At 39.2% G+C, this 26,848-nt stretch carries 29 protein-coding genes and 1 riboswitch; of the genes, 15 read left to right on the top strand and 14 right to left on the bottom strand.

The window, feature by feature from the left end; all coding sequences use genetic code 11:
* Positions 1 to 16 precede the first annotated feature (16 nt).
* The gene (locus L6469_RS03255) at positions 17 to 1,096 is read right to left on the bottom strand and encodes an HlyD family secretion protein (protein WP_074803092.1); all 1,080 of its coding nucleotides are present in this window, start codon (positions 1,094 to 1,096) and stop codon (positions 17 to 19) included.
* Between the two features lie 48 nt (positions 1,097 to 1,144).
* The gene (locus tag L6469_RS03260) at positions 1,145 to 2,452 is read right to left on the bottom strand and encodes a TolC family protein (protein WP_006281387.1); all 1,308 of its coding nucleotides are present in this window, start codon (positions 2,450 to 2,452) and stop codon (positions 1,145 to 1,147) included.
* A 176-nt stretch (positions 2,453 to 2,628) separates the two neighbouring features.
* Between L6469_RS03260 and L6469_RS03265 the strand changes: the two genes are divergently transcribed.
* The 5 genes from L6469_RS03265 (at position 2,629) to L6469_RS03285 (ending at position 5,177) form a co-directional block, all read left to right on the top strand.
* Positions 2,629 to 3,435, top strand: coding sequence for a helix-turn-helix domain-containing protein (locus L6469_RS03265; protein WP_006281386.1), 807 nt, complete (start codon positions 2,629 to 2,631; stop codon positions 3,433 to 3,435).
* Between the two features lie 144 nt (positions 3,436 to 3,579).
* Positions 3,580 to 3,780: a 4Fe-4S binding protein gene (locus tag L6469_RS03270; RefSeq protein WP_074549238.1), complete on the top strand. Its 201-nt coding sequence runs from the start codon at positions 3,580 to 3,582 to the stop codon at positions 3,778 to 3,780.
* On the top strand, positions 3,777 to 4,358 hold the full coding sequence (locus L6469_RS03275; RefSeq protein ID WP_223918694.1) for a 4Fe-4S binding protein: 582 nt from the start codon (positions 3,777 to 3,779) through the stop codon (positions 4,356 to 4,358). The genes L6469_RS03270 and L6469_RS03275 overlap by 4 nt, the downstream gene beginning before the upstream one ends.
* Before the next feature lie 62 nt (positions 4,359 to 4,420).
* Complete coding sequence (locus tag L6469_RS03280) at positions 4,421 to 4,807, top strand: C-GCAxxG-C-C family protein (protein WP_006281384.1); 387 nt, start codon at positions 4,421 to 4,423, stop codon at positions 4,805 to 4,807.
* The gene (locus L6469_RS03285) at positions 4,800 to 5,177 is read left to right on the top strand and encodes a MarR family winged helix-turn-helix transcriptional regulator (RefSeq protein ID WP_074803095.1); all 378 of its coding nucleotides are present in this window, start codon (positions 4,800 to 4,802) and stop codon (positions 5,175 to 5,177) included. Before L6469_RS03280 ends, L6469_RS03285 begins: the two co-directional genes overlap by 8 nt.
* Here L6469_RS03285 and L6469_RS03290 read toward each other — a convergent pair.
* Positions 5,114 to 5,620: a DUF4186 domain-containing protein gene (locus tag L6469_RS03290; RefSeq protein WP_006281383.1), complete on the bottom strand. Its 507-nt coding sequence runs from the start codon at positions 5,618 to 5,620 to the stop codon at positions 5,114 to 5,116. The genes L6469_RS03285 and L6469_RS03290 overlap by 64 nt on opposite strands.
* An 11-nt stretch (positions 5,621 to 5,631) precedes the next feature.
* Complete coding sequence (locus L6469_RS03295; RefSeq protein ID WP_006281382.1) at positions 5,632 to 6,882, bottom strand: dicarboxylate/amino acid:cation symporter; 1,251 nt, start codon at positions 6,880 to 6,882, stop codon at positions 5,632 to 5,634.
* Positions 6,883 to 7,038: 156 nt separating this feature from the next.
* On the opposite strand from L6469_RS03295, the gene L6469_RS03300 reads away from it, so the two are divergent.
* Positions 7,039 to 8,058 carry an aminotransferase class I/II-fold pyridoxal phosphate-dependent enzyme gene (locus tag L6469_RS03300; RefSeq protein ID WP_006281381.1) on the top strand — a complete coding sequence of 340 codons (1,020 nt, stop codon included), beginning with the start codon at positions 7,039 to 7,041 and terminating at the stop codon, positions 8,056 to 8,058.
* Between the two features lie 11 nt (positions 8,059 to 8,069).
* A complete protein-coding gene (cbiB, locus tag L6469_RS03305; RefSeq protein WP_039869480.1) occupies positions 8,070 to 9,035 on the top strand; it encodes an adenosylcobinamide-phosphate synthase CbiB in 966 nt (321 codons plus the stop codon).
* Between the two features lie 54 nt (positions 9,036 to 9,089).
* On the opposite strand, the gene L6469_RS03310 is transcribed toward cbiB, so the two are convergent.
* From L6469_RS03310 to L6469_RS14740, 3 genes are read right to left on the bottom strand one after another with little or no spacing between them, the layout of a single operon-like run.
* Positions 9,090 to 9,632: a hypothetical protein gene (locus tag L6469_RS03310; RefSeq protein ID WP_006281379.1), complete on the bottom strand. Its 543-nt coding sequence runs from the start codon at positions 9,630 to 9,632 to the stop codon at positions 9,090 to 9,092.
* A complete protein-coding gene (locus L6469_RS03315) occupies positions 9,633 to 10,196 on the bottom strand; it encodes a flavin reductase family protein (RefSeq protein ID WP_039869476.1) in 564 nt (187 codons plus the stop codon).
* 44 nt (positions 10,197 to 10,240) lie between these two features.
* Complete coding sequence (locus L6469_RS14740; protein WP_306432714.1) at positions 10,241 to 11,149, bottom strand: NUDIX hydrolase; 909 nt, start codon at positions 11,147 to 11,149, stop codon at positions 10,241 to 10,243.
* A gap of 427 nt (positions 11,150 to 11,576) precedes the next feature.
* Positions 11,577 to 11,683: riboswitch (SAM-I-IV-variant riboswitch) on the top strand.
* On the opposite strand from L6469_RS14740, the gene L6469_RS03325 reads away from it, so the two are divergent.
* Entirely contained in the window at positions 11,682 to 12,233 is a 552-nt protein-coding gene (locus L6469_RS03325; RefSeq protein WP_006281376.1) for a hypothetical protein, read from the top strand. (Overlaps the previous riboswitch by 2 nt.)
* Before the next feature lie 81 nt (positions 12,234 to 12,314).
* Here L6469_RS03325 and L6469_RS03330 read toward each other — a convergent pair whose 3' ends face one another.
* From L6469_RS03330 to L6469_RS03340, 3 genes are all read right to left on the bottom strand, one after another.
* Positions 12,315 to 14,063 (bottom strand): glycoside hydrolase 43 family protein, encoded by a 1,749-nt coding sequence (locus L6469_RS03330; protein ID WP_039869453.1) that lies wholly within the window; start codon positions 14,061 to 14,063, stop codon positions 12,315 to 12,317.
* 434 nt (positions 14,064 to 14,497) lie between these two features.
* Positions 14,498 to 15,232, bottom strand: coding sequence for a sugar phosphate nucleotidyltransferase (locus L6469_RS03335; protein WP_006281374.1), 735 nt, complete (start codon positions 15,230 to 15,232; stop codon positions 14,498 to 14,500).
* Between the two features lie 41 nt (positions 15,233 to 15,273).
* Complete coding sequence (locus tag L6469_RS03340) at positions 15,274 to 16,311, bottom strand: pyridoxal phosphate-dependent aminotransferase (protein WP_006281373.1); 1,038 nt, start codon at positions 16,309 to 16,311, stop codon at positions 15,274 to 15,276.
* A gap of 357 nt (positions 16,312 to 16,668) precedes the next feature.
* Here L6469_RS03340 and L6469_RS03345 point away from each other — a divergent pair, with 357 nt between their 5' ends.
* From L6469_RS03345 to ndk, 3 genes are all read left to right on the top strand, one after another.
* Positions 16,669 to 17,649: a CDP-alcohol phosphatidyltransferase family protein gene (locus tag L6469_RS03345; protein ID WP_006281372.1), complete on the top strand. Its 981-nt coding sequence runs from the start codon at positions 16,669 to 16,671 to the stop codon at positions 17,647 to 17,649.
* An 11-nt stretch (positions 17,650 to 17,660) separates the two neighbouring features.
* The gene (locus L6469_RS03350) at positions 17,661 to 18,704 is read left to right on the top strand and encodes a lysylphosphatidylglycerol synthase transmembrane domain-containing protein (protein ID WP_006281371.1); all 1,044 of its coding nucleotides are present in this window, start codon (positions 17,661 to 17,663) and stop codon (positions 18,702 to 18,704) included.
* 78 nt (positions 18,705 to 18,782) lie between these two features.
* Positions 18,783 to 19,247, top strand: coding sequence for a nucleoside-diphosphate kinase (gene ndk, locus L6469_RS03355; RefSeq protein WP_027453489.1), 465 nt, complete (start codon positions 18,783 to 18,785; stop codon positions 19,245 to 19,247).
* Positions 19,248 to 19,340: 93 nt separating this feature from the next.
* On the opposite strand, the gene L6469_RS03360 is transcribed toward ndk, so the two are convergent.
* Positions 19,341 to 20,318 (bottom strand): GNAT family N-acetyltransferase, encoded by a 978-nt coding sequence (locus L6469_RS03360; RefSeq protein ID WP_006281369.1) that lies wholly within the window; start codon positions 20,316 to 20,318, stop codon positions 19,341 to 19,343.
* A gap of 90 nt (positions 20,319 to 20,408) precedes the next feature.
* Between L6469_RS03360 and L6469_RS03365 the strand changes: the two genes are divergently transcribed.
* Together L6469_RS03365 and L6469_RS03370 are read left to right on the top strand one after the other, a co-directional pair.
* Positions 20,409 to 21,194: a Rossmann-like and DUF2520 domain-containing protein gene (locus tag L6469_RS03365; protein WP_006281368.1), complete on the top strand. Its 786-nt coding sequence runs from the start codon at positions 20,409 to 20,411 to the stop codon at positions 21,192 to 21,194.
* 1 nt (position 21,195) lies between these two features.
* The gene (locus tag L6469_RS03370) at positions 21,196 to 21,714 is read left to right on the top strand and encodes a KdsC family phosphatase (protein ID WP_006281367.1); all 519 of its coding nucleotides are present in this window, start codon (positions 21,196 to 21,198) and stop codon (positions 21,712 to 21,714) included.
* A 51-nt stretch (positions 21,715 to 21,765) separates the two neighbouring features.
* On the opposite strand, the gene L6469_RS03375 is transcribed toward L6469_RS03370, so the two are convergent.
* From L6469_RS03375 to L6469_RS03385, 3 genes are all read right to left on the bottom strand, one after another.
* A complete protein-coding gene (locus L6469_RS03375) occupies positions 21,766 to 24,207 on the bottom strand; it encodes a GH36-type glycosyl hydrolase domain-containing protein (RefSeq protein ID WP_006281366.1) in 2,442 nt (813 codons plus the stop codon).
* A gap of 177 nt (positions 24,208 to 24,384) precedes the next feature.
* A complete protein-coding gene (locus L6469_RS03380) occupies positions 24,385 to 24,645 on the bottom strand; it encodes a hypothetical protein (RefSeq protein ID WP_006281365.1) in 261 nt (86 codons plus the stop codon).
* Between the two features lie 44 nt (positions 24,646 to 24,689).
* Entirely contained in the window at positions 24,690 to 25,055 is a 366-nt protein-coding gene (locus L6469_RS03385) for a translation initiation factor (protein ID WP_039869471.1), read from the bottom strand.
* A gap of 244 nt (positions 25,056 to 25,299) precedes the next feature.
* Between L6469_RS03385 and L6469_RS03390 the strand changes: the two genes are divergently transcribed.
* A complete protein-coding gene (locus tag L6469_RS03390) occupies positions 25,300 to 25,563 on the top strand; it encodes a GlsB/YeaQ/YmgE family stress response membrane protein (protein WP_006281363.1) in 264 nt (87 codons plus the stop codon).
* 170 nt (positions 25,564 to 25,733) lie between these two features.
* Entirely contained in the window at positions 25,734 to 26,678 is a 945-nt protein-coding gene (locus tag L6469_RS14775) for an MBL fold metallo-hydrolase (protein ID WP_006281362.1), read from the top strand.
* Positions 26,679 to 26,848 lie beyond the last annotated feature (170 nt).

The following is a 26,848-nucleotide window of genomic DNA, read 5'->3' on the forward strand; positions in this document are numbered from 1 at the left end:
AGGAGCTAGATTCAACTTAATAGTCTACTTCGCAGGTAATATTGAGACCACTGAGAAGTTTCTTGATATCAGCTTGGTTGTTATCCGTAGTGAGTTCTATGCGTACAGGTACACGTTGCTCTACCTTGACAAAGTTGCCAGTAGCATTATCTACAGGCATATTGCTGTAAGCAGAACCACTTGCTGCAGAGATACTCTTGACTTTACCCTTGAAGGTTACCCCTGGGATAGCATCAGCCTTAAAGTTTACAGGAGCTCCCACGGTAATGTGATGCATCTGACTCTCACGATAGTTGGCGATAACCCATACATCATTTTGGTCGATAATATCGACAAGCAACTGGCCTGGCTGCATAAGCTGGCCCACGTGAATATCTTTACGTCCTACATAACCATCGCACGGAGCCGTGATAACAGTATAACTTATGTTAAGACGAGCCAGATTAAGTTGAGCTTCGGCCACACTTTCTCCAGCTTTACTTTGGCCAAGTCGATGCAATGTTTCGTTGTTAACGACAGCCGTAGCCTTACGTGAAGCGGCAGCCTGGCTTAGACGAGCTTGAGCAGCCTGATAGCGACTGTGTGCCTGCTCATAGAGAGTCTTCGCATGATCAAACTGCTGCTGAGTAACAGCACCCTTCTGAAGTAATGCAGCAAAACGGTCATAATCTTTCTTAGCATTGTCCATGCCCTCCTTAGCCTCAGCAATACCAGCAGAAGCCACTTTTATGCCTGCACTTGCTACATTTACATTGGCAGATACAGTGTTCATGCTGGCATCTACAACAGATGTTCCCGACTTTTGCCCTTTCATACCAGCTTCAGCTTGAGCCAGTGCCAAGCGAAACTCAGCATCTTCGATAATCACTAAGGTATCGCCTTTATGTACATACTGAAACTCGTTAAAACGTATCTCTTTGATAAATCCAGGCACGCGTGTATTTAACGGGATAAGATTGCGATGTACCATTGCATTGTCGGTATATTCGGTACTACCCAAATGAATAAATCGACTACATACAAATATTACTCCACAAGCGAGAAGAGCGATAACGATAATATTGTAAATTCTTAATACTTGTTTTCTCTTATTCATAATTTTTACTAGTCTATTGATAACAGTTAATAGTTTTTATCATTGCTTTTACAGATTTCCTGCAGTATACTTCATTTTATAATAAGCATAAGCGATATTAATGCGTGCATCTACTTCGCTCAATTCAGCATCTAGTTTCATGTTACTAGCATCAAGCATATCGGTAATCAGTGCAAGTTGATTAAGATACCGATCGTTTACTACTTGATAGTTTTCTTGAGCTAGCTGTACACTTTTCTGCTGTGTTTCGAGTTCCACATAGCTCTGTAGATAGTTTGTATAAGCAGCCTGAATCTGGTTATTGAGTAACTCTGCTGCTACCGCTTTCTGCTCAGTGGCAGCTTGCGACTGGAGTTTAGCTTGTAATATTTTTTTATTACTCTTGAATAGTGATGACAGTGAGTATTGTACACCAATGCCAACATACCAGATATTCAGATTTTTGTCAATAGGAGGCAGCTCAAAAGTGATCGGTCCATTAAAATTATTCTGAGCTACTACGGCCACCTTAGGTAGCATATCGCTCTTGGCCAATTTTACTCGTTGCTTAGCCATCTGCTCGTTTACGCCAGCCATCGCCAATTGAGGATTTACTCCTAGTGCGGCCGTTTGCCAGTGCTCTTCTCCCTCTTTGTTAAAAATAACTCCAGCTATATCATCTGTAGGTACTATTTCTTCATCAGTTGATATACCTATCGTATTGCAGAGTTGATGATTTAGTATTTTTCTGTTATTCTGCAGTTTGGTGCGATTCAGTTTCAGATTTTCCATCTGCAGCTCATATCGAGTAATATCATTTTTGAGCGCTACTCCCTGTCGCTGCTTCTCCTTAATATTGTCGATAAGTTTTTGGGTAAGATTAATATTACTTTCGAGCACTCTCTCACGATGAGTAATCTTCTCAAGTTCAAGATATTGGCTCAACGCGATAAAACGCTGGTCTTGTACATTTTGCGTTACCCTAATATCTGCCTGATTGGCTCCAAGCTCAGCCAGTTTGATACCAGCAGTAATAGCGCCACCAGTATAAATAGTCTGTTGAGCATCTACGACAAACTGATTACCCCAGTGAGGCGAATCCAAGTTTTGCCAGTCAGAGAAGTCGCGATCCATCATAATAGCGTTACCAATATAGCTAGCACTGAGCTGTACATTGACATCAGGAAGTCGCTCACTTTTGGCAGCCTTAATACCTTCTATGGCAGCTGCTGCTGCAGATCTGCTTGCCTTAATACTTTTGTTGTTTTGCCCTATCAATTCAAACAGCTCATTCATACTCATCTTGCGAGTCTGAGCATTTGCTGATAAGATAATGGCGAAAGTTAATGCCATCGTAGAAATTAATTTTTTATTCATACCATCTTTTTAATTCGTGTGCAAAAGTACTGAGTTTTCTTAGGAGATAGGGAAATAAAATTTCGACAGAATTTGACAATTTGAGAATAATGTCGTACTTTTGTAGCTCTATAATAATACTTTAGTTACTACATTAAACTACCTAAATAACTCTCTATAAAACGTAATTTATAGTTATGAACGAAACCATATATACAACCATAGACCATACATCGATAGACCACGATGTACACGCAATCGATTATGGAGCCATCATCTACTCACACACTGGTAAAGCCTCTGTACGAATCAATTTTGATCATTGGCAACTGCAAGAGCGTGATGTACTCATCTTTTTTCCAGGAGATGTGGTAAAATGGGAACAAGTATCTGATAATTTCTCGGCCGAGGCGATACGTTATAGTTCAGATATACTGCGTTCTGCGAGTTTACATATCGAGCATGCAATATACGAACAACTTAAAGCCGATCGACGCTGTGATTATCGAGAACTCATCGACGAAGTGGTAAACAGTATGTTTCGTATCTTTGCTTTCTATTTTAGAGTAGAGCATTATCAGATGACTGATAGTATAGTAACATTACATCTCCAGGCATTTTTCCTTGGTTTTTATGATTATTTACAATCAAATATTCGAAGTAAAAGTATGGGTAAGAGTACACAGCGTACAGAGGAACTCTTTACCCGTTTTATGCAACTCTTGGAAGACGAATATCATAAGGGGCACGAGGTAAACTATTACGCAGATCGCATGAATATTACTCGAAAATATCTGGGTATTATTGTTAAGAATAAAACAGGGCTTACGCCTAAGCAGATTATAGATGAATACATTATTTTGCATTTGAAACTGAAGATGCGTACTTCTCAAAATAGTCTGAAGCAAATAGCCGATGAATATCATTTTTCAGATCAGAGTGCACTTACACGCTATTTTCGTACCCATGTAGGGATATCTCCTCAACAATATCGGCTTAAATAAAAAAAATAAGTAGAGTATATAAATATTTTCCATTGGAAACTTGTTTATTTCAATTATTAATATTATTTTTGCAGATGTTTTCCAGTGGAAAATAATATGCAAGATATTTTAGATAATATATATGTATAATATAGAGATGTTAATATGGGTATTAGTAAAAAAGTAGCAATAGTAGACCTCAGTCATTGCGTAGCCTGTGGCGTCTGCTTGACGGTTTGTCCTAAGGGAGCAGTATCAATTGATCGGGGATGTAATTCCGAAGTGAATGAACAATTATGTGTCGGTTGTGGCAAATGTGAAAAGCATTGTCCTGCTGGTGCCATTACAACTAAATGGAGAGTATGATGAAAAAAGAGAAGAAATGGTATGATTATATGTGGGTCGTATCGGCTGCATATTTTACCTTAGGGTTTTTTAATATTGTGTTTGCCTGGCTTGGCTTAATCTGTATGATTATACCGTTGCTGGTAGCCATTATTGGTGGTAATAAAGCGTGGTGTAATAAGTATTGTGGACGGGGACAACTGTTTATGCTTCTTGGAAATACACTCGGACTTACTACAAGAATACGGGCGCCCCGATGGATTTCGTCTGTATGGTTTAGAAATGCCTTCCTCGTATGGTTTATGTTCTTTTTCATTGAAATGGTAATGTTGACTGTTGCTGTGGCTCGGGGCACCGATAGTCTGCACGAAACTTTACTTCTGCTTTGGACATTCGATGTGCCTTGGCATTGGGCTTATCCTGTAAGCGTAGAGCCGTGGGTGGCTCAGTTTGCCTTCGGACTGTATGGTATTATGCTTACTTCGCTGATAGTAGGTGTATTTCTTACTATCGTATTTCGCCCACGTACCTGGTGCACATTCTGTCCGATGGGAAATATGACACAGATGATTTGTAAAGTCAAAAATAAAAAGAAGTAATGCCATATTACAAATACTTGAATAGATAAACATTAATATCCAATAAATAAGATACTTAGCAAATGGAATCAAAAGTAAAAGATGCTGTCGAACGCAAGATGAAAGGCTTTAATTGTGCTCAAGCTATAGCTTGCACTTATTGCGATATTGCTGGCATAGACGAAGAGATGATGAAGAATGTGACCAATGCATTTGGCGTTGGTATGGGATGTATGGAAGGTACGTGCGGCTCATTGATAGGTGCCGGAGTTGTCTTGGGACTTCACCATAAGGATAAGGTCAAGGCAATGAAGGCTATGCGTATAATCATGGAGAAGTTTCAGAAACGCAATAGTAGCACGATTTGTAAAGTACTGAAGGGTATAGAGACCAAGAAGGTGCTCAGACCATGTAACGATTGTGTAGCTGATGCAGCAGAATTCTTAGAGCAAGAAATAGAAAATGAATAAAGAATGCTTAAGTTATATTCGAAGTATCTATCGCACGATAGCTTCTTTCGAACAGACCTTACAAAAGCAGTTTGGCCTCAATTTCAATGAGGTCATGCTGCTTATCATCGTGTCTGAAAAGATCAATATATCCTCGAGCGAAATAGCTACAGAGATGGGGTTAACCCCATCTAATGCCTCTAAAGTAATAGCTTCTTTAGAAAAGCGTAAACTCATAGTGCGCCACGCCTGCAAAGAAGATCTGCGGTGTATGAAATTCAGTATTTCTAAGAGTGGCGAAGAGATGCTGGCTCAGATTGACTGTGATCATGTAGAGCTACCAGAACCACTTTTTCGCTTAATCCACTCCATGATGACAGCTACAATATAAGCCTGTTCTGCTGGGGTGAGAAGCCTACCTTTAGGTATATGATGCCATTTTTCTAGACACCCCCGGCAGCAACATCCTGTGGCGTGCTGTGCCTGAAATACAGGATGTACGTGTCGCATAGGCGTCTGCTTGCCATCATTAGGAATATAAGCAGGAGCAAGTCTTTTGGCGATAAAATCGGCTGCATGCTGGCGAATCGTATTCAGCCCCTTCGCCTGGATATAGGCTTTATCTTTGTTGTTTAAGTAGAATCGACTGCGAAAAGTGGATTGGGCCAAACGGTCAAAGAGACGATTAAAATCCTCATTCACATCAGACGATATAATGGGAGAGGTTTTGAGTGCTTCAGCCTCTTTATGGCTTGCTTGTTCATCCTCAAAATCAGACGATGCGAACAAATCGAGTTCCTGTTCGCCCGTATTACTATTTTTTCTTCTCGTCATAGTATTAATATTTATCCATTGTCCTTTTCTGTCATAGCAGCTACACAACTGTCGCTCCACACATTTTCTGCAGTTTCTATCATATCAATAATCGTGTAGATTGGCAGAATGATCCCTATGATATTGACAGGTACATTTAGTCCAGACATCAGTGACAGTGTTAGAAAGAAGCACCCCATAGGTACACCTGCATTACCTACTGCAGAAATAACAGCTATAAAAAGCCATACTATCATTTGTATGATAGATAGATGGATACCACCATTCTGCATAACAAAAAGTGAGGTAACAAGAATAAATGCGGCACAACCATTCATATTAATGGTGGTACAAATGGGTAGTACAAATCTTGCTACCTGCTTGGAGATATGAGCTTTGTTTTCTGCGGTTTCAATGGTTACAGGAAGTGTGGCTGCTGAACTCTTGGTAAATAAAGCCATGAGTACTGCAGGCATCATTCTGTTGAGGTGTTTTACAGGATTGATACCTTTGGCTAATAAGAAGAGCGGAAGCACAATAAAAAATTGTATCATATTACCTGCAAGGATAATAGTAACGTATTTTCCCAAGGACTCTGCGGCGACACCAGCAGACACCTGTGCTGATAACTGGGCAGAAAAAGCGACAATGCCTATAGGTAAAGCCCAGATAAGAGCTTTGATGAGCAGAAAAAGTAGGGATTGTAAACCCTCTATACCTTTTACCAATATAGACTTATTTTCAGACTCTGGTAACTTGGCTAATCCGAAGCCAACAGCAAAAGCTAAGAGTAACAATGAGAGAACATTACCTTCGAGAAAGGGTTTTACAATATTATTAGGTATAGCGCCAATGATATGATCATGGTAACTCTCATTGCCCATCATCTTCGGAATTTCTGTTGCTTCTATATTAGCAAGATCTGCAGGAAGATTACCTGGTTTTACGATTAGATACAGTAATAGTCCCACGGTAGCTGCCATAATCGTTGTAAGCAGGGTATATACGACAGCATGCTTAAATATCCTGCCCGTTTCTCTATGCGTACCAAAAGTTGCAAGAGTTGTGATTACTGCTAAAACAATAGTCGGCACAGCTATCAACTGGAATAGTCGTGTAAAAACAGTAGCTATAAATGTCATCAACTCATTCAGCCAATGTAGCTGAAGCAAGCCCAGTAAAGCTCCAATAATTAAAGCGCTTACCCAAATAATAATTTGTCTTTTATTACTTTTTATAGCTCTTTCTGAATTATCCTTTTTTACCGTTATCTTTTCTGTCATAATGATTAAGATTATATATCCATGTTTTCGTATTTTACAAAGATACTAACTTTTTATGATGTAATCAGATTTTTTTTTCTGATTGCTTAAAAAATACCATAGGTGTGGTAAGGATAGGACAAAAAACAGTACCTTTGTAATTAAAAAAGTAAGACAATGATTAATGGACATGGTGATGATGTATATCGATATAATGAAGTGAAGATAAATTTTAGCTCTAATGTTTATGGGCATTTTTCGCATATAGACCTTTTTAGCTATCTTAGCTCCCAACTATATAAGGTAAGCCATTATCCAGAAGCTGCACCTATAACTTTAGAGAAAGAGATAGCTTTGCATTTAGGGCTAGAATCTTACGAAGTGATGGCCACAAATGGAGCGACAGAAGCAATCTATCTGTTAGCACAAACCTTTGCTGAAGCTCACTCTGTTGTCTTTACGCCTACATTTTCTGAATATGCTGATGCCTGCAGAATGCATCGCCATCGTATAACCATGATAACAGAATTAGACCAGATGCCTTCAGATGCAGACATCTTATGGCTATGTAATCCGAATAATCCGACGGGGCAAGTTATCCCTAAGAGTATTTTGCTAGATTTTATTTACAAGCATCAACAGCAGACCATCATCATTGATGCCAGTTATGCTTTTTTTACGCGTCAACCCTTACTTACAGTTCAGGAAGCCTCGTTATTTCCACATGTTATCATGCTGCATTCCATGACTAAAGAGTACGCTGTGCCCGGTCTGAGAATAGGGTATATTACTGCAGAAGAATCATTGCTCAATAAAGTGAAAGCTTATCGGATACCATGGTCTGTTAATCAGCTAGCACAAGATGCCGGTCGTTATTTACTTCATCATGCTCAAGAATATCAGATAAATATCTCGACATATATGGATGAAGCTCAGCGGGTATACCGATTATTATCTACCATCGATGGACTGCAGGTTTATCCCACAGATACTCATATTATTCTGTGTAAGCTTACTAGAGGCAACGCTGCAGATTTAAAGCAGTTCTTGATGACTCATTACGGTATACTTATCCGTGATGCTTCTAACTTTGCCGCCCTCAGTGAAGCCCATTTTCGTATAGCTATTCAGTTGCCAGAAGAAAATAATTTACTTATACAAGCCCTAATACAATATATAAATAGAACATGCTTTTAGACCATACAATAATGACATTTTTAATACCTCTTCTATTGGGGTGGTTACTTGATTTACTTTTAGGTGATCCTATATATTTGCCACATCCTGTAGTCTATATGGGCCGATGGATCTCGTTCTGGGAACATCATACCAATCATGGCAAGTATAAGAAGACAAAAGGTGCATGTTTTGCCGTTACGAGTATAGTCTTGATATTTGTTTTAGCATGGGGGGTGAAGCTTTGGCTTACTGATGATGAAAAAATATATATACTTATATCAACCGTTTTTGTATTTTTCAGTCTAGCTGGTCATACATTACGTAAAGAGGTAAAACTCGTATTTGAGGCTTTAGATGAAAGCCTCGACAAAGGAAGAAAGCAAGTAGCCAGAATAGTAGGTCGAGATACCAAGATGTTATCCCGTCAAGAGGTGTGTACAGCTGCGCTAGAAACATTGGCAGAGAATCTAAGTGATGGGATTATAGCTCCATTATTATGGTATTTAGCCTTAGGATTGCCCGGAATGCTTACCTATAAAATGATTAACACTATGGATAGTATGATCGCTTATCGCACAGATAGGTTTAAGAATTATGGTTGCTGGGCAGCTCATATAGATGATATTGCCAATTATATACCTGCTCGTATTACAGCATTGCTAATAGTCATCTGTGGTTACATATATTATAAGGTTAATCATCTAAATACTTCATATACGCTTAGCCAGTTGGCTAAATTTGTCTGCCATTATGGCAACAATCATCTTTCGCCCAATAGTGGATGGCCAGAAGCAGCTTTGGCTGGCATATTGAGTTGTCGATTTGGGGGCACTCACTCATATTTTGGCGAGGATTGTTACAAACCCTTTATAGGGAATAATCCACGGGTTCTTACCCTAAAAGATATGCACACCAGTATAAAAGTATGTTTTAGAGTAGAACTTATTACAATCATTTCAGTCTTTATTCTTACATTATTTATTTATCACTTTTAGTATAAGTTCAAGAGTATTACTGCTCGAACTGCGAGAAATGCTTGTGTTACTGTGCTATTTTAATTTTCCGCTCAATATTCTATTTCTTACGCATTTTACGGCGGGCTTGTAATAGTCGATTTCCATCGTTTCGAGGGTACGCTTCAGTTCGGCTGACAGTTCGGGGTAGAACCTACACATACGGTAAGCCAGTTTCATACAGACGGCTTGGATGGCAGGCGGCTCCTCTATACGTATCATTTGGTCGAGACAGAAGTCAAGGAAGTCGGTGCGTAAGTCGTCTACTTCCATCTTTTGTCGCTCTATTATATAAAGTGTCAATCGCCTAACAGATAAGTTTTTCGTCCGCATGGCCTGATCTATAAGCGTGGAGAGTAGTTCATGTAGCACGGCCAGTTCTTTCTTACGAGCTTTTGTCAGTATCCACAGGGCATTTCTCGTCACTAACTCATCAGAGTTGAACGCATAGATACGGGTAAATGCAAGAAAATCGCTTCCTGCTTTTACCCGCTGATATAACTTGTGTGCATTACATTCACTACGCGTCTGTCGTAGCTCATCTATATTGATGAGTGTGTAACTGTCAGTTTTATTCATTCAAATAACATCTTTGCCTATAGCAAAAGCCTTACCCACAGCCTTGCCTAGCTGAATATAGTTATGGTGTACAGGGTCGAGAGTAATTAAATTCATCTTCTCTACATCAGGTTTGCCGTCTTCTGCCAGATACTGCTCATCACAGAGGATATTAACGATTTCACCAATCAAGAAATAGCCAGTCTCGCTTTCATCGATTTTCTGCTTAACACGACACTCCAGTGTCATAGGAAAATCTTTAAAGAGCGGAGCGTTCACGTGAGGAGCCTTCTCTATAGTCCAGCTTGTTTTCGCCATTTTATCGGGTGTTTTTCGGCCACTTACGATGCCAACATAGTCAGCTGTCGCCATAGTGTCGGCAGTGGCAAATGTCACCGTAAACTCTGCGTTTGTAGCTAGATTATCTGTTGTCTGGTGAGAACCCAGTGATATCATAATATCCTTCAGATCCCACTGGCCACCCCAAGCAGCATTCATCGCATTAGCTTTACCTTCTTTATCGTAGGTGCCTATAACAAGCACTGGTTGTGGTAGCATCCACGCAGTAGATTTAAAACTTTTCATAATATGTAATATTTTTGTTATTTTGTTGATACAATATATCATTTTTACTTGTGGCCGACTTTGCAAATATAGCATGCAAAAGCGTCTCTTATGATGTCTGCGTGATCGAAAGCGAGACGTGGCAACTCTGTAATCGAGAACCACTGTGCCTTGGCAGCATCGTCTTGACCTTTCACGTCTATAGGTGCATCGATAATAGCCAGATAGGCCACCGTTATAGTACGTCCTCTTGGATCACGATCTACCTTAGAGTATGTACCAATTTGCTCAGCTGCTGCCACTTTTAGACCTGTCTCTTCCTCCAGTTCTCTGATAGCACATTGCTCAATAGTCTCATCCATATTTAAAAATCCGCCAGGGAAAGCCCAACACCCCTTATAGGGATCTCTACCACGTTGTATCAGTAGCACCCTGGGCTTAGCTTCTTTTGTGATAACAATACAGTCTGCTGTTAATGCAGGTCGAGGATAATCGTACACAAAGTAATTCTCTTTAGGCCCCCTTATTGCAAATTCGTTTATCTCGTCGGCTATGATTTTTTCAACATTGCGATTGGAGTTAGGCATTTTTTCCTTATATTCGATGTCGTTATCATGCAGCATTTTTTTTAGATAAGCCGAATATATCTCTAAATCTCTGATTTTCTGCTTTAAGAGGCGTTTTTGTAATACTCTTTTGGGGAAAGTTCTGACTATCAAACCTTTCAGCCTGTTGATTTCAGATTGCTGCTGATTAATAATAGCCATCTTTTCATGATATGTTTCGTTCCATTCATGGACAGTATCAAGTTCCTTCTGCAGCATTACATTTTCTTCTTCTAGCCCTTTTGTATACTTGGTGAGTTGCTCCAGCCTTTTTATGTCTTTACGATAGGACTCGATTATATATCTCATCCTCACTTCGTAAGGAATGTCGTCATTGAAAACTTGGTGTGGTTCTATTTTGTTGGTCATTTTTATGGTGTCTAACATGTTAATTTCTCTATCAAGGCAGTTTGTCTGATATGTGGCACAAAGGTATAAATTTTTCTTCGAATAATTTCTTATCCGACCAACATTCATTATTTATAAAATATTAAACTTTCTTATTTTTCGGGTGTTGGTAGTAATCTGTTTTTTACTTCGCTTAGTTTATATACAGCGATTTGCTTATCTTTTTAATGTATTTAGATATAAGGGGGCTCCATGCACCTGGTGGTATCTAGAGCCGCGAAAGTAGCTATCAAAATACTAATGATAATATGCATAATAGTCTTTCATGTTTCCTTTTTCCATAGTTTTATGTGTGTTACGTCGGTTTAGATACCTATTATATGCCATAAAAAATGGCTAATAAATGGTATTTCGGAATAGGGAAGAATAGCTTATCTTTGTAGTCGGAAATAAATATCAAGAGATGCAACGTGTGTTGCCACCAACCGAGCTTACTATAGCGTAGCCACGGTGGGATATATGATGTGAGTGTTTTAACTAAAAAAGAAACGTTATGAGTGCAAAAACTATTTTAAGTATCGGTAAAACGGTCAGAGTAAATTTTGACGGGATAGAATTAATAGGTAAAATTAATTACATTTCAGCATCTTCTATCGAAGTACAGATGACTGTACCTTTTAAAGGTGTAAGACTGAGACGTGACTTAGAGTATTCAGCTTCAGATACCTATAGTTATCTCGATAAATACGGTGTCGAAACTGCTCATGATCTGCTTAGGCAGATATATCTCAATTGTCAGAAAATTATACTCGAAGAGGATTATATCCGCGATGCTTATCCTGATTACTTGGAGAGAAAGCATATTTTGTCTCGACAACTGGCCTCGCTTCATGAGAAGTATGATAGTGAGGAAAGCCGTACCGTGGCCGATGAATTATCATTTGAGTATCTTGAACATTTATATCAATTGCATTCTCTCGAAGAGTCTATTCGCGATTTATCAGTGAAATTAATACTATTGCCTGACAGAATATTACGAAATGGCAACATTCCTTTAGGGTTTGTCCGTACGGCTCTTCACCCGCTATTGGGTTTAAGTGTGTAAACATTGAGAGCTGAGAATGTATCTCAGCTCTCAATGTTTTTTTATCTTTATGTATAGCTTTTTTGTAGTGATGGGGAGGACTTATTTTGTAAATCTGATCCAATCTATGTCTAAGAAGGCTGCATCATTCTTAGTCTCTGGACGCATATTGAAAAATCCGATTTTAGCGCCTACCCATTTGCCTTCTTTTACTTCGAATGGTGTACCCATTTTGCTGTATTTTTTGCCATCAAGACTGTAGTAGAATTGTGCATGACTCTTAATGTTATTGCCAATGCCACTACTCTTTACTTCTGCTCTAACATATACATCTACTGTGCCCATTCTAGGCTGTGGTATGTCGTCTACTGCATATTTTTGAGTGTATGGCTTGGCTTGCTTTACCATCTTTACCGGTATTTCGGCTATTGTCTTTTCGGCTTTGCCTTTTTGTGCTCCAAGGCAGGTTACGTATCGCAGTACGCACCCATTCTCTGTAGATACAAATTTCAGGGCAGCATAGTCTAGACCTTTAATCATAAAGCCAGCTTCTTCGCCCTTCTGCTTGTATGATGGATTTGGAATAAACTTTAGTTTAGCAGTAGCTGTAAAGTTCTCTGTTGGTAATTTCTGCATCAAAGCATTTTGAAGGTCTGATAAGTTTTTATAGTTGTCAGGTGCTTGTACGCCATAGAGGCGAAGTTTGCTTTTTGCTGCATCGCAGAAGTACCAATATTGACTGTAAGGGCCTTCAAACTGCCACTGCAAACCTAATGTAGTAGAGTTAAAATCGTCATCTTCGGCTGGCTGAAAATTACCACTTGATGGCAGATTAGGTTTCTTCCAAGTTTGTACAGGGTCGCCACAGCCGTCTCCATCTTTGTCCTCACCGATAACAAGCCAGTCGTTTTTCCATCGTGCTGGCTGTAGGTGTACTACGCGCCCGTAAGCGTGCTTATCCTGAAAATGCAAAAACCAGTCTTCACCATTCTGAGTGTCTACCCATGCCCCCTGGTGTGGACCATTAATCTTAGATTTGCCCTGTGCCAAACCAACATATTCTTCGTATGGGCCATAGGGATTCTTGGAGCGGAGTTCTACTTGCCAACCATATTTTACACCTCCAGCTGGTGAGAAAATGTAGTAATAGCCGTTACGCTTATAAAACTTTGTTCCCTCGATGGTAGGTTGATCTTCGTGACCGTCGTATACAATTTGAGACGGACCGATAACTTTGGTACCGTCTGGAGACATAGGGGCTACGAAGAGTACTGACTTTACTCCTGCTCGTGAACCTGCACATCCGTGACTGAGATAGGCTTTGCCATCTTCATCCCAAAGTGGACAGCAGTCGATAAGACCTTTACCTTTCATTACCCATACAGGCTCAGACCATGTTTCACGCGGATTTCTAGTCTTTGTCATGAAAAGTCCCTGGTCAGGATCGCCACAGTAGATGTAAAACCAGCCATCGTGATAACGTATGGATGGGGCCCATACATAGTTGCCATGCTGTATCTTCTTATGCCAGTCGAGGTCGGTACCTTGATACTCTGGTAACACAGGGTAGCCATCCTTGAAGGCTGAACCTATTAGTTCCCAGTTGACGAGGTCGGTGGAGTGTAAAATCTGTAACCCCGGGAAATTAGCAAATGAAGAAGAAGTCATATAATAGTCGTTGCCTACACGACAAACATCGGGGTCGCTATAGTCAGCATCGATGATCGGATTTCGATATTTACCACCTGGTAAATTCGGATTCCAAGTATTTGATGGTGACTGAGCTTTCATGGGTGTGGTATTAAGCAGAAAACTGGTCATAGCCACAACCATATAAGTAATTCGTTTCATATTATAATATTATTGTGTAAAATGATTGATTTGTTTGTTAGAATTCAAAAGCAAATTTACTAAAAATGTCCGAAACAGAGTCGTTTATCGTTTATTATTGTTCTTATCTAAACTACAAGTGATAATATTTCCTCATAATATGACAATCTTTACTCTTTATATATGTTGTGACTTTTATCTTCGAAAGATATATATGGACTTGTTATTCTGTTAAAGACATAATAGAACAATTTGCTTGAAATTTCAAAAAATGAAATATGATTAACAGAAAGAATAAATTTACTATCGGGGGAGGGCGTAAGAATAAAAAAAGAGAATGTGCCTAAAAAATTTAGACTCATCCTCTTTTATATTATAATAAGGTGGGGGCATTTTTCATGAATACGGTGAATAATAATTTTACCCGAACCCCAAGATATAGACTCTAATGATGATTAGTATAATTCTGCCGGTATTTTGTCTTTGGCATTATTAAAGTCTTCTACTGTGTCTAATTCGCATGAAAAATAGCGGGTTACGTCGATTACACGATAGCTATGACCTTGTGGAATAAGTCGTTCAAAAGCTAATTCGTAGAATTTGTTTTCAAGATGTTCCTGATTCATCATGACTTCAAGTTCGTGGTAAAGGGCTATAGAGTAGGCTTTACCGATTTTCTCTATACCAAGACTTTCACCTGCAGCATCGGCTACGTTACAGGTCTTACTAATCTCTCGGATTACACCTTTCTCGTCGATGACTACCTTCATCTCTTCTTCTCCCAATTCGTGCTTGATAAGGGTGAGTACATTGTCGGCATCGCAGGCAAGTACTTCTTTCACGATATTGGCATCGTAGAGCAAATCGCTATCGAGTAAGAGAAAATCCTGATTTTCAGCTTCTGGGCGAGCCAGCCATAGTGAGTAGATATTATTGGTGCTGCTGTATACTTCGTTGTGAATATACTTCACACTGATGCTGTTGCCATACTGCTGAGCTACAAAGTTCTCGATCATCTCATGGAGATAGCCGGTTACGATGACAAATTGGTCGATGCCATTCTGGATAAGGGCATCCATGCTTCGTTGCAATAGGCACCGCTCACCAATTTGGAGCAGACACTTTGGGGTGTGCTCTGTAAGTGGGCGTAGACGCGATGCTGTGCCAGCTGCTAATATTACTGCTTTCATATCGATCGTGTTATGACTTTATTCTGCTATTGTTGTACATCTTATAGAGCAGTAGCAATACGTTTAATGGTGTCTACCACTACCTGAATCTGTTCGCGACGGCCAAGAGTAATGCGAAGGCAGTCTTCGAGACCTTTATCAGTCATGAATTTTATCTTGTAGTTTTGAGCCTTCAGTTCTTCTTGTAATTTCTCCTTAATAGCAACAGGGTATTTCACAAGAATAAAGTTGGCTACACTCTTATATACCTTAAAACCTGGAAGATTGCCGAGTTCGCTCTTGAAAAGTTGTCGATCCCATTCCATATCATTGGCTACATTACGATAGTGCTCGTCACTCTCGAGAGCAGCTAAAGCTACAGCCTCGCTAAAGCGGTTATAGCCTAAGTACTTATTGGCATAGTTTAAGAAGTCTTCATTGCCTTTACCGATGAATCCGAAGCCCATGCGAAGCCCAGGAAGACCGTAAAACTTAGATAATGTACGCGAAATGATAAGATTGTGGTGTTTGTTAACCAGTGGAGCAATATAGTCTACATCAGAAGTGATGAAAGAGGCGTATGCTTCGTCTACCAAGATCATGGTGTCTGAAGGTACATTATCGGCAATGCGACCGATTTCTTCTGATGTGAGAGAGTTACCTGTAGGGTTGTTAGGAGAAGCTAACAAAACCATGCGTGGGTGGATGCGGTTAGCGTATGCGATAACTTCATCGACATCATATGCAAAGGTGTCACCTGTCTCATAGAGTGGGTACATCTCGAAAGTTCCGCCGCATTCGCCAGCGATACGGTTATAATACCACCATGAGAATTGTGGTATCATAATGGTATTGTTGTCGCCCTTAGACAAGTAGTAGTGTACGGTGTTTTTCAGTATATCTTCACCACCATAACCTAGTAGTACCTGCTCTTCTGGTACACCATAGATTTCACTCAACCGTACTGATACTACACTTTTCTTACCTTCGTCGTAAATACGGGTGTAAAAACAAAGAGTCTCAGGGTCAAAACTCTTAATAGCATCGATTACCTTCTGAGAAGGTTTGAAATTAAATTCGTTTCTATCAAGAAAATTCATATTTATATCTTATATTTTTGTTATCACTCATGTTTTGGCTTATATGGCCCGATGGTTACTTGTCGATTATTAGTATGCACATATTACAGACTTATCTTCTCGTACAAGCACGGCAAAATTACTAAAAATATATTAAATGAAGGGTTATTTTTATGCTAAAACTGCTTGGTGAGGTGTAAATTATTAGTATAGACGGGGAAAAATGACTATTATTGATGAAAAATAGACCATTTTGTGAAAAGATATCTTGTTTTTCGCTTGGATAGTTAGTTACAATAAACAAATATTAACAATTATAAGGGGTATCTTTCAGCTAATATCCGTAATTTTGCCTTACAAAACAAAAAATTGATAAAAATGAACGAAAAAGTACAATCAACACTAAAGTCTTCTGAGACTGAAGACTGGCTTGATTATCATTTTGTACGACCTCTTAGTTATTATTGTGCTGTAGGTTTTGCGAAGTTGGGTGTTCACCCGAATATGGTAACGATCATGTCGATGATCATTGGTGCGGCTAGTACCTATTTTTATGCACATGGATGTTATTATTATGAGGGTATGGAGGGTTTGGTGTATAATCTTATCGCCATTTTCCTACTTATTTGGGCTGATATATACGACTGTACCGATGGTCAGCTGGCTCGTATGACAGGCAAGAAGAGTCAAATGGGACGTATCCTGGATGGGGCTGCTGGATTCGTATGGTTTGTGCCTATTTATCTTGGCTTGGTATATCGATTCTATAACTATCATGATATAGAGTTTTCGTGGTTAGATATCGATAATACGATGGATAATACGTATATCGCAACGGGTGTAGTATTCGTGCTCGCTCTTATTTCTGGATTTCTTGGTATGGGCGGTCAGCAGAGATTGGCAGACTACTATATTCAGATACATCTTTTCTTCTTAAAGGGTGAAAAGGGTAGTGAGCTTGATAATTCTGCACAGCAGCAAAAGCTCTATGACGAGACTCCGTGGAAGGGCAACCTTATTTGGAAGTATTTTCTAAAATCATATGTAGGTTACACGAAGAAGCAAGAGAAGGCTACTCCTGAGTTTCAGAAGCTGATGGGTAAGCTTAAGGATAAGTATGGATCGGTAGATAAGATACCTGCAGAAGTGCGTGAAGAAATTCATCGTAACTCATTGGCTATCATGAAGTGGAATGGGTTGCTTACCTTTAATTTCCGTTCAGGAATGTTCTTTATCTTCTGTCTACTTGATATCCCTGTAGCCAACTTTCTGTTTGAGATTATCGGTATGTCTTTGCTTACCTATTATATTAATCATCGTCATGAGGCTTTCTGTAAGAAGATAGCTCAGAACTTGTAAAGCCATCGGTTATGAAGTTAACAAAACAAGGGCTCAATAATTTCTTTTTTATCCTCGGTATAGCAGCAGTAGTCATTATGCTCTTTACCTTTGATGTAAGTTTCGTGGAGCTATGGGGGCATCTCAAAAGAGCCGGTTATTGGCTTATTCCAATTATTGGTATTTGGGTTGTCATCTACGGCATTAATGCATGGGCATGGTATTGTATTATTCAGGGTAATAAGAGTGAAGATGAACATGTTAGTTTCTTAAGAGTTTTCAAACTGACCATTACTGGATATGCGCTTAACTATGCTACACCAGTTGGTGGTCTTGGCGGTGAGCCTTATCGCATCGTAGAGTTAACGCGCAATATGAGCAAAGAACATGCAACCTCATCCGTTATTCTGTACGCGATGATGCATATTTTTGCTCATTTCTGGCTCTGGTTTACCTCTATTTTCTTTTATCTTGGGTTGGTCGTTATTGGTGATATGCCGATGAATGTACCTACAGCAGCTGTACTGGCCATTATTGCTGTATTTTGTAGTATTGCTTTTTATTTCTTCAGTAAGGGTTATCGTAACGGTTTAGTCGTAAAATTAATTAGATTAATCGGTAAGATTCCTGGCTTAAAAAATTGGAGTTTGCGATTCCAAGCTAACCATGCTGATACTCTACAGCATATAGATCATCAGATAGCAGCCTTGCATGCTCAGGAAAAGAAAGCCTTCTATAGCAGTTTGTCACTGGAATATCTATCACGTATTGTGCAAAGCCTAGAGATCATGTTTATGTTACTCCTTTTCGGCATCGATTGTGGTGGAGGTTTTAGTGGACTATTTCTTACCTTTATGCATTCCATCTTGATACTATCGTTTACCACATTGTTGGCTAATCTAATAGGCTTTCTTCCAATGCAGTTGGGCGTGCAAGAGGGAGGCTTTGTTATTTCGATAGCCACCATGGGGTTATCAGCGGCCTTGGGTATCTTTGTCAGTATCATCTGCCGTGTGCGAGAGATTATCTGGATATTTATTGGTATCATGCTGATGAAAGTTGGAAACAATGATTAAACAATTATTATTTGGAGATTAATTTAAATATTTGTATCTTTGTCAGCAGATTACAATAATCCTTAATAAATTATATTCATAATGGAAAAAACATTGGTTATCTTGAAGCCTTCATGTGTAATGCGTGGATTGATAGGTGAAGTGTTAACAAGATTCGAACGTAAAGGCTTGCATTTGATTGGTTTGAAAATGGCTCAGCTCACAGACGAGCAACTTAGTGAGCACTATGCTCATCTTGCAGGCAAACCTTTCTTCCAGATGTTAAAAGATGCTATGATGGCAAGCCCGGTTATCGTATGTGCATTCGAAGGACTTGATGCTGTTGAAGTAGTTCGCTCTATCACGGGTGCCACCAATGGTCGTAAGGCTGCAGCTGGTACTATTCGTGGCGATTTCTCAATCTCTGGTCAAGAAAATATTGTGCATGCTAGCGATAGTGTAGAAAATGCGAAGATAGAATTGAAGAGATTCTTTAAGGATGATGAATTCTTTGAGTATTCTACACCGATGATGCCGTTCTTATATGCGGGTGACGAGGTGTAATTACTAAAGTGTAGTTGCTATCATACATAATAATAAGTATAGGGCGTACCTTTTCTCGTAGGGTACGCCCTATTTTTATGCTGTTTATGACTGTTATTCGCGATAAAGCCACGAGAATAGTCGGTTGAGCCATGCCCACCAAAACTTAAACCAGCGGTATTTAGCTACAGGTTTACCTCCAAAACTAAGGATAAAACTGCGAAAATGATTTTTGCGGAATGGTAACCCCACATCCATAAAATAGATATGATCACATTTACTAGCTTGCGCATACTTGATAGCGCCCCATACTGTCATAAAGTTAGGATGATAGAGTAAGAAACGTCTTTTCTTGGAAGCTAGATACCATAAAAAGGCATTGTTCTCGCTAAATACAAGCGCACATCCGCCGATAATCTTATCGTGTATTTTTGTAATCAAGATGCGAGCATTCTCGTTTTTTCGAAGTTGTAAAAACTGCTCCTTAGGTGGTATATATCGGCGAAGTCGTGTAGCGCTAAAACTTTTGAGCATCTGATAGAAATTGTCCAGGTCCTCGGGGGTTTTTGCTTCGTAAGTCGATACGCCCACTTGCTCCAGGCGCCTAATACGCTTTATCTGCTTGTTGGTAAGTCGCTCTTCTGGTGTATGACTGTGGAGTGAATTGTGTACTTCTTGCCATGGTATCGGAAAATAGCCATTGCGACGGAACACTCCATAGCCAAACATTTTAGGGTGAATATCCGAAAATTCCATGTAAAAACATAGATGCCATCTGAACTTACGATTTATAGCCTTAACAAATAGATCGAATAATTCTTCCTGATTAACTCCCGCTGCATATTCCCCCTTACCATATACACGTACATGGGTATATATATAAGGTGGAAGTAATGAACCTCTATGGCGAAGGGTGGCTAACAGATGGGCAATGATTTCGCTTTGCTCATTATAAGCGACGAACATGTAAGGTGAACAGCCTGGACTCTGCGCTGTGATATCGAAGAGTTCTTTGCTATGAAAAAATTTGCGGCTGGATAAATGGGGCAAATCTTTAGCTTTTGTAAATATTTTAATGGTTACACCTTTCATAATGCAAAAATACAAAAAATAAGTGAAGTGCACTCATATTTATGATGAAGAATTATTATCTTTGTGGTACAAAGAATGAAATATTAATTTATGAAAGTTATTTTTATCGGTGCGGGAAATCTCGCAACAAATCTTGCCAAAGCTTTATTGCAGTCAGGTCATGATATTATTCAGGTATATAGCAGAACCATGGAATCGGCTCAAGCTTTAGCTACATTGGCGGGTGGTGCGCCTACTACTGATATTACGTCGGTTAGGGCTGATGCAGACCTCTATATATTGTCTGTAAAAGACAGTGTACTGGCAGAATTGATTCCTAAGGTATGTGCTGGGCGTGAAAACAAGGTGTTTGTACATACTGCTGGTAGTATGCCAATGAATTTGTTTCAAGGTATGGCGCTTCACTATGGTGTACTTTATCCTATGCAATCATTTTCGAAACAGAAAGAAGTAGATTTCTCTGTGATACCGTGCTTTATCGAGGGTAATGACGATTATACACTTCAGCTACTTGAAGAATTTGTACATACATTTTCAGATCGATGCTATCAACTGTCGTCTGAAGATCGTAAATATCTACATCTTGGTGCTGTATTTGCTTGTAATTTTGTAAATCATTGTTATGAACTTTCGTCTGAAGTGTTGCAAGCCCATGGTATCCCGTTTGACGTCATGCTACCATTGATTGACGAGACTGCACAAAAAGTACATCATCTGTCTCCAGCTGACGCCCAAACAGGTCCCGCCCTGCGTTATGATGAGAATGTAATCAGATCACAATCGCTACTTCTCAAGGATAATCCACTTATGAAAGACTTATACGATCGCATGAGCGTTAGTATACATCGTACGGAATTAAGAAGAAAGGGTGAATGATATGATAAATTATGATTTATCCCAAATTAAAGCTATTATCTTTGATGTTGATGGTGTACTTTCTCGGCAGACGATTACGTTATCGGCAGATGGAGAACCTCTCAGAACGGTCAATATTCAAGATGGTTATGCCATTCAGTTGGCTGTAAAGATGGGGTTGCGTATAGCTATTCTTACAGGTGGAAAAACAGAAGCTATCAGATTACGTTATTCTCGTTTAGGTGTAGAAGATATCTATATGGGCTGTGCCGTGAAAATTAAAACCTACAATGAATTTCTCGAAAAGAATGATTTGAAGGATGAAGAGATTATTTATGTTGGCGATGATGTTCCCGACTATGAGATAATGAGCCGGTGTGGATGTGCCTGTTGTCCGGCTGATGCTTGTGCCGACATTAAGTCTATAGCTCATTATGTGAGTAATAAGAATGGTGGAGAGGGTATTGGCAGGGATATTATCGAGCAAGTGTTGCGTGCTCAGCATAAATGGATGAATGGTGCCAAAGCTTTCGGTTGGTAAACGAATTCCCAAGATAGGGTTTAGTATTCCTTATCTTGGGAATTCATATTATTACATGTACACTTCTATGGTATGTTTGCCTGCTGCATAAGGCACTAGATTACCTTTTATCGCCTTTCCATCTACAGAAATCTGCTTAACCCCCTTGTTATTGCCATCCATATTACTGATGTGAATGGTATATTCTGCTTCGCGGAACTTACGGTATACGGTATATTCTTTAGCTGTTTTAGGGAGACAAGGATCGATAAGTAAACCGTTATAGTCGGGTTTAATACCTAATATAAATTGACTAATAGTATACCACATCCATGCAGCTGTACCAGTAAGCCATGAATTTTTACCTTCGCCTGGACGAAATGCATCTTTTCCGGCAACCATCTGGCAGTTAACATATGGTTCTACTTTATGTAGAGTCTGATATTTTTCTTCTACGTAAGATGGTAATATCTTGGTGTAATGACTCCAGGCATCATCGCCACGTCCATCTACGGTTTCACCAATAATGATCCATGGATTATTGTGACAGAAAATACCAGCATTCTCTTTGTAGCCTTCTGGATAAGATGATATTTCGCCCATTTCTACATGATAAGTAGTAAAGGCAGGATGATTGAGTACTATACCATGTTCGCACTCCATGTACTCTTTTACAGCGTCTAAAGCCTTATCGCAAAGTCCATCTTCGATTCCGATTCCAGCCATTGTACACCAGCCCTGACTCTCGATAAATATTTTACCTTCTTCATTCTCATTACTACCTATCTTATTGCCATAAAAATCGTAGGCACGGAGGAACCATTCGCCATCCCATCCATATTTTTTTATGGCTTGCACCATCTTGTCTACAGCTATCTGCATACGCTCAGCTTCATCGCTTTTACCTATCGCCTTGCAAAGTTCCACATAATCGCGACCAGTAACCACAAAGAGTCCAGCTATCATCACACTTTCTGCTTGACTACCTTCATTTTTATTTTCTGTAGTTTGGAAACTTTCATTAGGATCATATGAGAAACAGTTGAGATTAAGACAGTCATTCCAATCAGCACGGCCGATAAGTGGTAGCTTGTGAGGTCCAAGATGATTGATAACATGATGGAGTGATATGCGTAAGTGCTCAAAAAGACTTACCTCTGTGCCAGGTGTGTTATCAAAAGGTACTTGCTCGTCGAGTATACTGAAATCACCAGTCTCCTTAATATAAGCCACGGTACCAAAGATGAGCCAGCACGGGTCGTCGTTGAATCCGCCACCGATATCATTATTGCCTCGCTTGGTGAGCGGCTGATACTGATGATAACATCCACCATCTGGAAACTGGGTACTGGCGATGTCGATGATACGTTGACGGGCACGCTCAGGTATCTGATGTACGAAGCCAACAAGATCTTGATTAGAATCTCGGAAACCCATACCGCGCCCGATACCACTCTCAAAGAACGAGGCAGATCGGCTCATACAGAAGGTGATCATGCACTGATACTGATTCCAAATATTAACCATACGATCAAGTTTCTCATTGCCCGACTCAACACGATAGATATTGAGTAGTTTATCCCAGTAGCGTTTAAGATCAGCAAAGGCTGTATCCACCTTTTCTGTTGTATCATACAATGCTATCAATTCGTGTGCTTTTTCCTTATTAATAGTCTGATATCCAGCCCATTTTTTATCCTGCTCGTTTTCTACATAGCCAAGGATGAAAATGAGATCCTGGCTTTCGCCAGGTTGTAAGGTAATCTCGATATAATGACTAGCGATAGGACTCCAGCCATGGGCAAAGCTATTCATAGGTTTTCCATCTATAACCGCTTGAGGTTCAGCGTATTCATTGTATAGCCCTACAAAACTCTCGCGATCAGTATCAAAGCCCTGAATAGGAACGTTGACATGATAAAAAGCAAAATGGTTTCTTCGTTCTCGATATTCCGTCTTATGATAGATTGTACTTCCCTCGATTTCCACTTCTCCAGTAGAGAAGTTACGCTGGAAATTTTCCATATCTGTAGAAGCATTCCAAAGACACCACTCCTCAAACGAGAAGAGTTTTAGGCTCTTCGTCGTATTATTCTTGTTAGTTATGGTCATCTTTTGTACCTCAGCCCAGGTGTGTAAAGGTACAAAGAAGAGAACGTTAGCCTCTATTCCATTCTTGCTACCTATAATGCGAGTATAGTTCATGCCATGTCGACACTCATAACTGTCAAGAGGAGTCTTGCATGGTTTCCAGCCAGGATTCCATATAGTATCGCCATCCTTAATGTAGAAGTAGCGCCCGTTATTATCCATCGGTACATCGTTATAGCGATAGCGTGTAATGCGACGGAACTTAGCATCTTTATAAAAAGAGTAGCCACCAGCTGTATTAGATATTAGTGAGAAAAAATCATCGTTGCCAAGATAGTTAATCCATGGCCAAGGAGTTTTGGGGTCTGTGATTACATATTCACGATTGTCATCATCGAAATGACCATAACGTTTATTTTCCATATAGATTTAGGACTAATAGTATTAGTTATATTATTTCAACAAATATAAGTATAATAATTGAAAATACAAAGTGATTAGGCCTACGAATTTATATTCTTGAAAAAATAGTAGTGGAATATCAAAAAATAGTATCAGTCCTAAGTCTATAGTCGGTATAATAATCTTGTGTCGTGATTTTTAGTGTGTTAACCAGCTTTTTACCTTTTTGTATCCTTCTGTGCCAAGAATGGTAAGACCACCGTATTGGCATGTTTTAGCTAAACCGAAAAATACAGTAAAGAGAATGCCTTTGTCCTTAACGGACAGATATTCAGAAGGAATTAGCGTTTGAGCAAACGATAAAATATAAAAGGGAATGGCCATCAGAAGAATGAATGCTCCTGTGCGGAAAGATAGTCCTTGTAGCCATGCCTTAAGTCGTAAAAACAATGATTTCATTATTGAATGTATATGATTGTAAAAAGTGAATTTCGTAAGTTAAGTTATTTAGCTTGTGTATAACCTTCATTCTTCAGTAGTTGTATCAGTCGCGTACGATGATCTCCCTGAATTATAATTTCTCCATCTTTTACACTTCCGCCAACGCCACATTTTTGTTTCAGCAGTTTACAAAGAGCGAGAATATCGTCATCAGATCCTACAAATCCCTTTATCAGCGTCACAGTTTTGCCTCCTCTACCTGTACGTTCCATATTCAGACGCAGCTTTTGTTGATTATTTGGTAGAGTATCTGTTTTTTCCTTCTCTTCTTCAGCATAGCCGAAATCAGGATTAGTAGAGTAGACCACGCCAACTCGTTTTTTTCGATTAACGTCTTTCTTATTTTTTTTTTCCGTATCTACATTAATACCATTATTATTAATAGAAGTGTCCTCTTTCTCGTTATCGCTAGCTCCACCCAGTGCAGCTAATGCGCTTTTCCAATCAGTCCCTGTCATAGCTTATGTTTTAATCAAACAGGTGCAAAGTTACAAAAAACGCTGATTTACCAAAGTAATCAAGAGATAAAAACACTTGAGTGTGCATTTTCTTATATAAAAAAGAATAACATATAGGAAATTTACTTATATTTGCAAGAAAAGAATTCAGAATATGTTAGATCACATCATTGAATTTACAGCGTGGCCAATACTGACAGGTATCTTTATTGGCTACATTGCCAACCGGATTATGAGCGGTGAAGGCAAAGGATGTTGTATGAATCTTTTTGTAGGCATCATAGGTAGTTATGCTGGTACTTTTATCAGTCATTTACTGAATATCGATTTGTTTGGCAAAGGCTACTTTACCAATTTCGTATTTTGTGTGGTTGGTGCTGTAGCTGTATTGTGGATCTGGAAAAAACTCTTTGATTAAGACGGATTATATCATAATGATTGATAGATTAGTGGATCTATCAATATAAAAAATACGAAGGAAAAAGTCGTAAGTTAAAATAAAACTGTGTAGTTGCGTAAGTCGATAAAAAAGTTGACTTTCGGACAGTACAATTATATTCGCAAAATCATTTATTATTAAATCGTATTATGGAAATTAAAGCTGTAAAATTTAGGAAAGAAGGTTTCTGTACTCAGCCTTTTGCATTCGGTGGTGAAGAAGGTATGGAAAAGTTTGACAAGAATGTTCGCTATCGTGGAAGTCTTCAAAACTATTTGATAGATACGGGTAGTGAGGTTATATTAGTAGATACCGGTATTCCGGCCGGTACCCCAGAAGAGTCGCCCGATGAAAATACGAACATATACACGGGTAAGGATATCTGTTCTTATATGGAAGCTTTTAAGGCTCTTGGTTATCAGCCAGAACAGGTAACAAAGGTTTTGCTGACACATCGACATGCTGATCATTCAGGTGAATTGCGTTCATTTCCTAATGCTAAGGTATATGTGAATGCAAACGAGATAGATGCAGATGAACTAAAAGGCCTCGATAATCTTGTACCTGTTAGTTTTACAGATGGTGCATATTATAATTTCCCTGAGTCGCAAAAAATCGCCGATGGTATCTATCTCATTAAGGCTACAGGTCATACTAAAGGTAATAGTATCATTATCGTGGAAAATGATGGTTTGTTTTATATGCTTCAGGGTGATATTACTTATATTGACGAAGCTCTCTATGCAGACAAGCTCTCTATTGTATACGATGACAAGGAAGCTGCCCGTATAACTCAAAATCGTATTCGTGAATTTATCAATAATCATCCTACGGTATATTGCGGTACCCATTCTCCACAGGGATATGAAAATCTAGAAGCCAAGCGTGTAATGGATTTGAATAATCCTGTTCCTACTATTTGGCCAGAAGTAGATTTCTCAAAGAAAGAAACGTCAGACAAGTTTGTATGTTCTGTGTGTGGTTATATTTATGATCCTGCAGAACATGATGGTGTAGCTTTTGAAGATTTACCAGATGATTGGAAGTGTCCTCGATGTAAACAGCCTAAAGATAAGTTTAATCGAGCTTCGTAACTCTTTAATTTATTAGTATTAACTTCCTTAAACTAAGGACTTAATAATTAAGATACAATAACTAATTAATACGCATTTAAAATCTGCTATTAATAGTTTATCGTTACATTGAAAAAGTGATAAATCGCAGTGGGGTTTGTAAAAATCTCACTGAGATTTATATTTTAGCT

The organism is Segatella baroniae B14, assembly GCF_022024235.1.
Classification (GTDB): domain Bacteria; phylum Bacteroidota; class Bacteroidia; order Bacteroidales; family Bacteroidaceae; genus Prevotella; species Prevotella bryantii.

What these genes read in the sequence shown, in the direction of transcription:
- L6469_RS03255 (WP_074803092.1), bottom strand. Translation starts at nt 1,096, where the DNA reads ATGAATAAGAGAAAACAAGTATTAAGAATTTACAATATTATCGTTATC.
- L6469_RS03260 (WP_006281387.1), bottom strand. Translation starts at nt 2,452, where the DNA reads ATGAATAAAAAATTAATTTCTACGATGGCATTAACTTTCGCCATTATC.
- L6469_RS03265 (WP_006281386.1), top strand. Translation starts at nt 2,629, where the DNA reads ATGAACGAAACCATATATACAACCATAGACCATACATCGATAGACCAC.
- L6469_RS03270 (WP_074549238.1), top strand. Translation starts at nt 3,580, where the DNA reads ATGGGTATTAGTAAAAAAGTAGCAATAGTAGACCTCAGTCATTGCGTA.
- L6469_RS03275 (WP_223918694.1), top strand. Translation starts at nt 3,777, where the DNA reads ATGATGAAAAAAGAGAAGAAATGGTATGATTATATGTGGGTCGTATCG.
- L6469_RS03280 (WP_006281384.1), top strand. Translation starts at nt 4,421, where the DNA reads ATGGAATCAAAAGTAAAAGATGCTGTCGAACGCAAGATGAAAGGCTTT.
- L6469_RS03285 (WP_074803095.1), top strand. Translation starts at nt 4,800, where the DNA reads ATGAATAAAGAATGCTTAAGTTATATTCGAAGTATCTATCGCACGATA.
- L6469_RS03290 (WP_006281383.1), bottom strand. Translation starts at nt 5,620, where the DNA reads ATGACGAGAAGAAAAAATAGTAATACGGGCGAACAGGAACTCGATTTG.
- L6469_RS03295 (WP_006281382.1), bottom strand. Translation starts at nt 6,882, where the DNA reads ATGACAGAAAAGATAACGGTAAAAAAGGATAATTCAGAAAGAGCTATA.
- L6469_RS03300 (WP_006281381.1), top strand. Translation starts at nt 7,039, where the DNA reads ATGATTAATGGACATGGTGATGATGTATATCGATATAATGAAGTGAAG.
- cbiB (WP_039869480.1), top strand. Translation starts at nt 8,070, where the DNA reads ATGACATTTTTAATACCTCTTCTATTGGGGTGGTTACTTGATTTACTT.
- L6469_RS03310 (WP_006281379.1), bottom strand. Translation starts at nt 9,632, where the DNA reads ATGAATAAAACTGACAGTTACACACTCATCAATATAGATGAGCTACGA.
- L6469_RS03315 (WP_039869476.1), bottom strand. Translation starts at nt 10,196, where the DNA reads ATGAAAAGTTTTAAATCTACTGCGTGGATGCTACCACAACCAGTGCTT.
- L6469_RS14740 (WP_306432714.1), bottom strand. Translation starts at nt 11,149, where the DNA reads ATGACCAACAAAATAGAACCACACCAAGTTTTCAATGACGACATTCCT.
- L6469_RS03325 (WP_006281376.1), top strand. Translation starts at nt 11,682, where the DNA reads ATGAGTGCAAAAACTATTTTAAGTATCGGTAAAACGGTCAGAGTAAAT.
- L6469_RS03330 (WP_039869453.1), bottom strand. Translation starts at nt 14,063, where the DNA reads ATGAAACGAATTACTTATATGGTTGTGGCTATGACCAGTTTTCTGCTT.
- L6469_RS03335 (WP_006281374.1), bottom strand. Translation starts at nt 15,232, where the DNA reads ATGAAAGCAGTAATATTAGCAGCTGGCACAGCATCGCGTCTACGCCCA.
- L6469_RS03340 (WP_006281373.1), bottom strand. Translation starts at nt 16,311, where the DNA reads ATGAATTTTCTTGATAGAAACGAATTTAATTTCAAACCTTCTCAGAAG.
- L6469_RS03345 (WP_006281372.1), top strand. Translation starts at nt 16,669, where the DNA reads ATGAACGAAAAAGTACAATCAACACTAAAGTCTTCTGAGACTGAAGAC.
- L6469_RS03350 (WP_006281371.1), top strand. Translation starts at nt 17,661, where the DNA reads ATGAAGTTAACAAAACAAGGGCTCAATAATTTCTTTTTTATCCTCGGT.
- L6469_RS03360 (WP_006281369.1), bottom strand. Translation starts at nt 20,318, where the DNA reads ATGAAAGGTGTAACCATTAAAATATTTACAAAAGCTAAAGATTTGCCC.
- L6469_RS03365 (WP_006281368.1), top strand. Translation starts at nt 20,409, where the DNA reads ATGAAAGTTATTTTTATCGGTGCGGGAAATCTCGCAACAAATCTTGCC.
- L6469_RS03370 (WP_006281367.1), top strand. Translation starts at nt 21,196, where the DNA reads ATGATAAATTATGATTTATCCCAAATTAAAGCTATTATCTTTGATGTT.
- L6469_RS03375 (WP_006281366.1), bottom strand. Translation starts at nt 24,207, where the DNA reads ATGGAAAATAAACGTTATGGTCATTTCGATGATGACAATCGTGAATAT.
- L6469_RS03380 (WP_006281365.1), bottom strand. Translation starts at nt 24,645, where the DNA reads ATGAAATCATTGTTTTTACGACTTAAGGCATGGCTACAAGGACTATCT.
- L6469_RS03390 (WP_006281363.1), top strand. Translation starts at nt 25,300, where the DNA reads ATGTTAGATCACATCATTGAATTTACAGCGTGGCCAATACTGACAGGT.
- L6469_RS14775 (WP_006281362.1), top strand. Translation starts at nt 25,734, where the DNA reads ATGGAAATTAAAGCTGTAAAATTTAGGAAAGAAGGTTTCTGTACTCAG.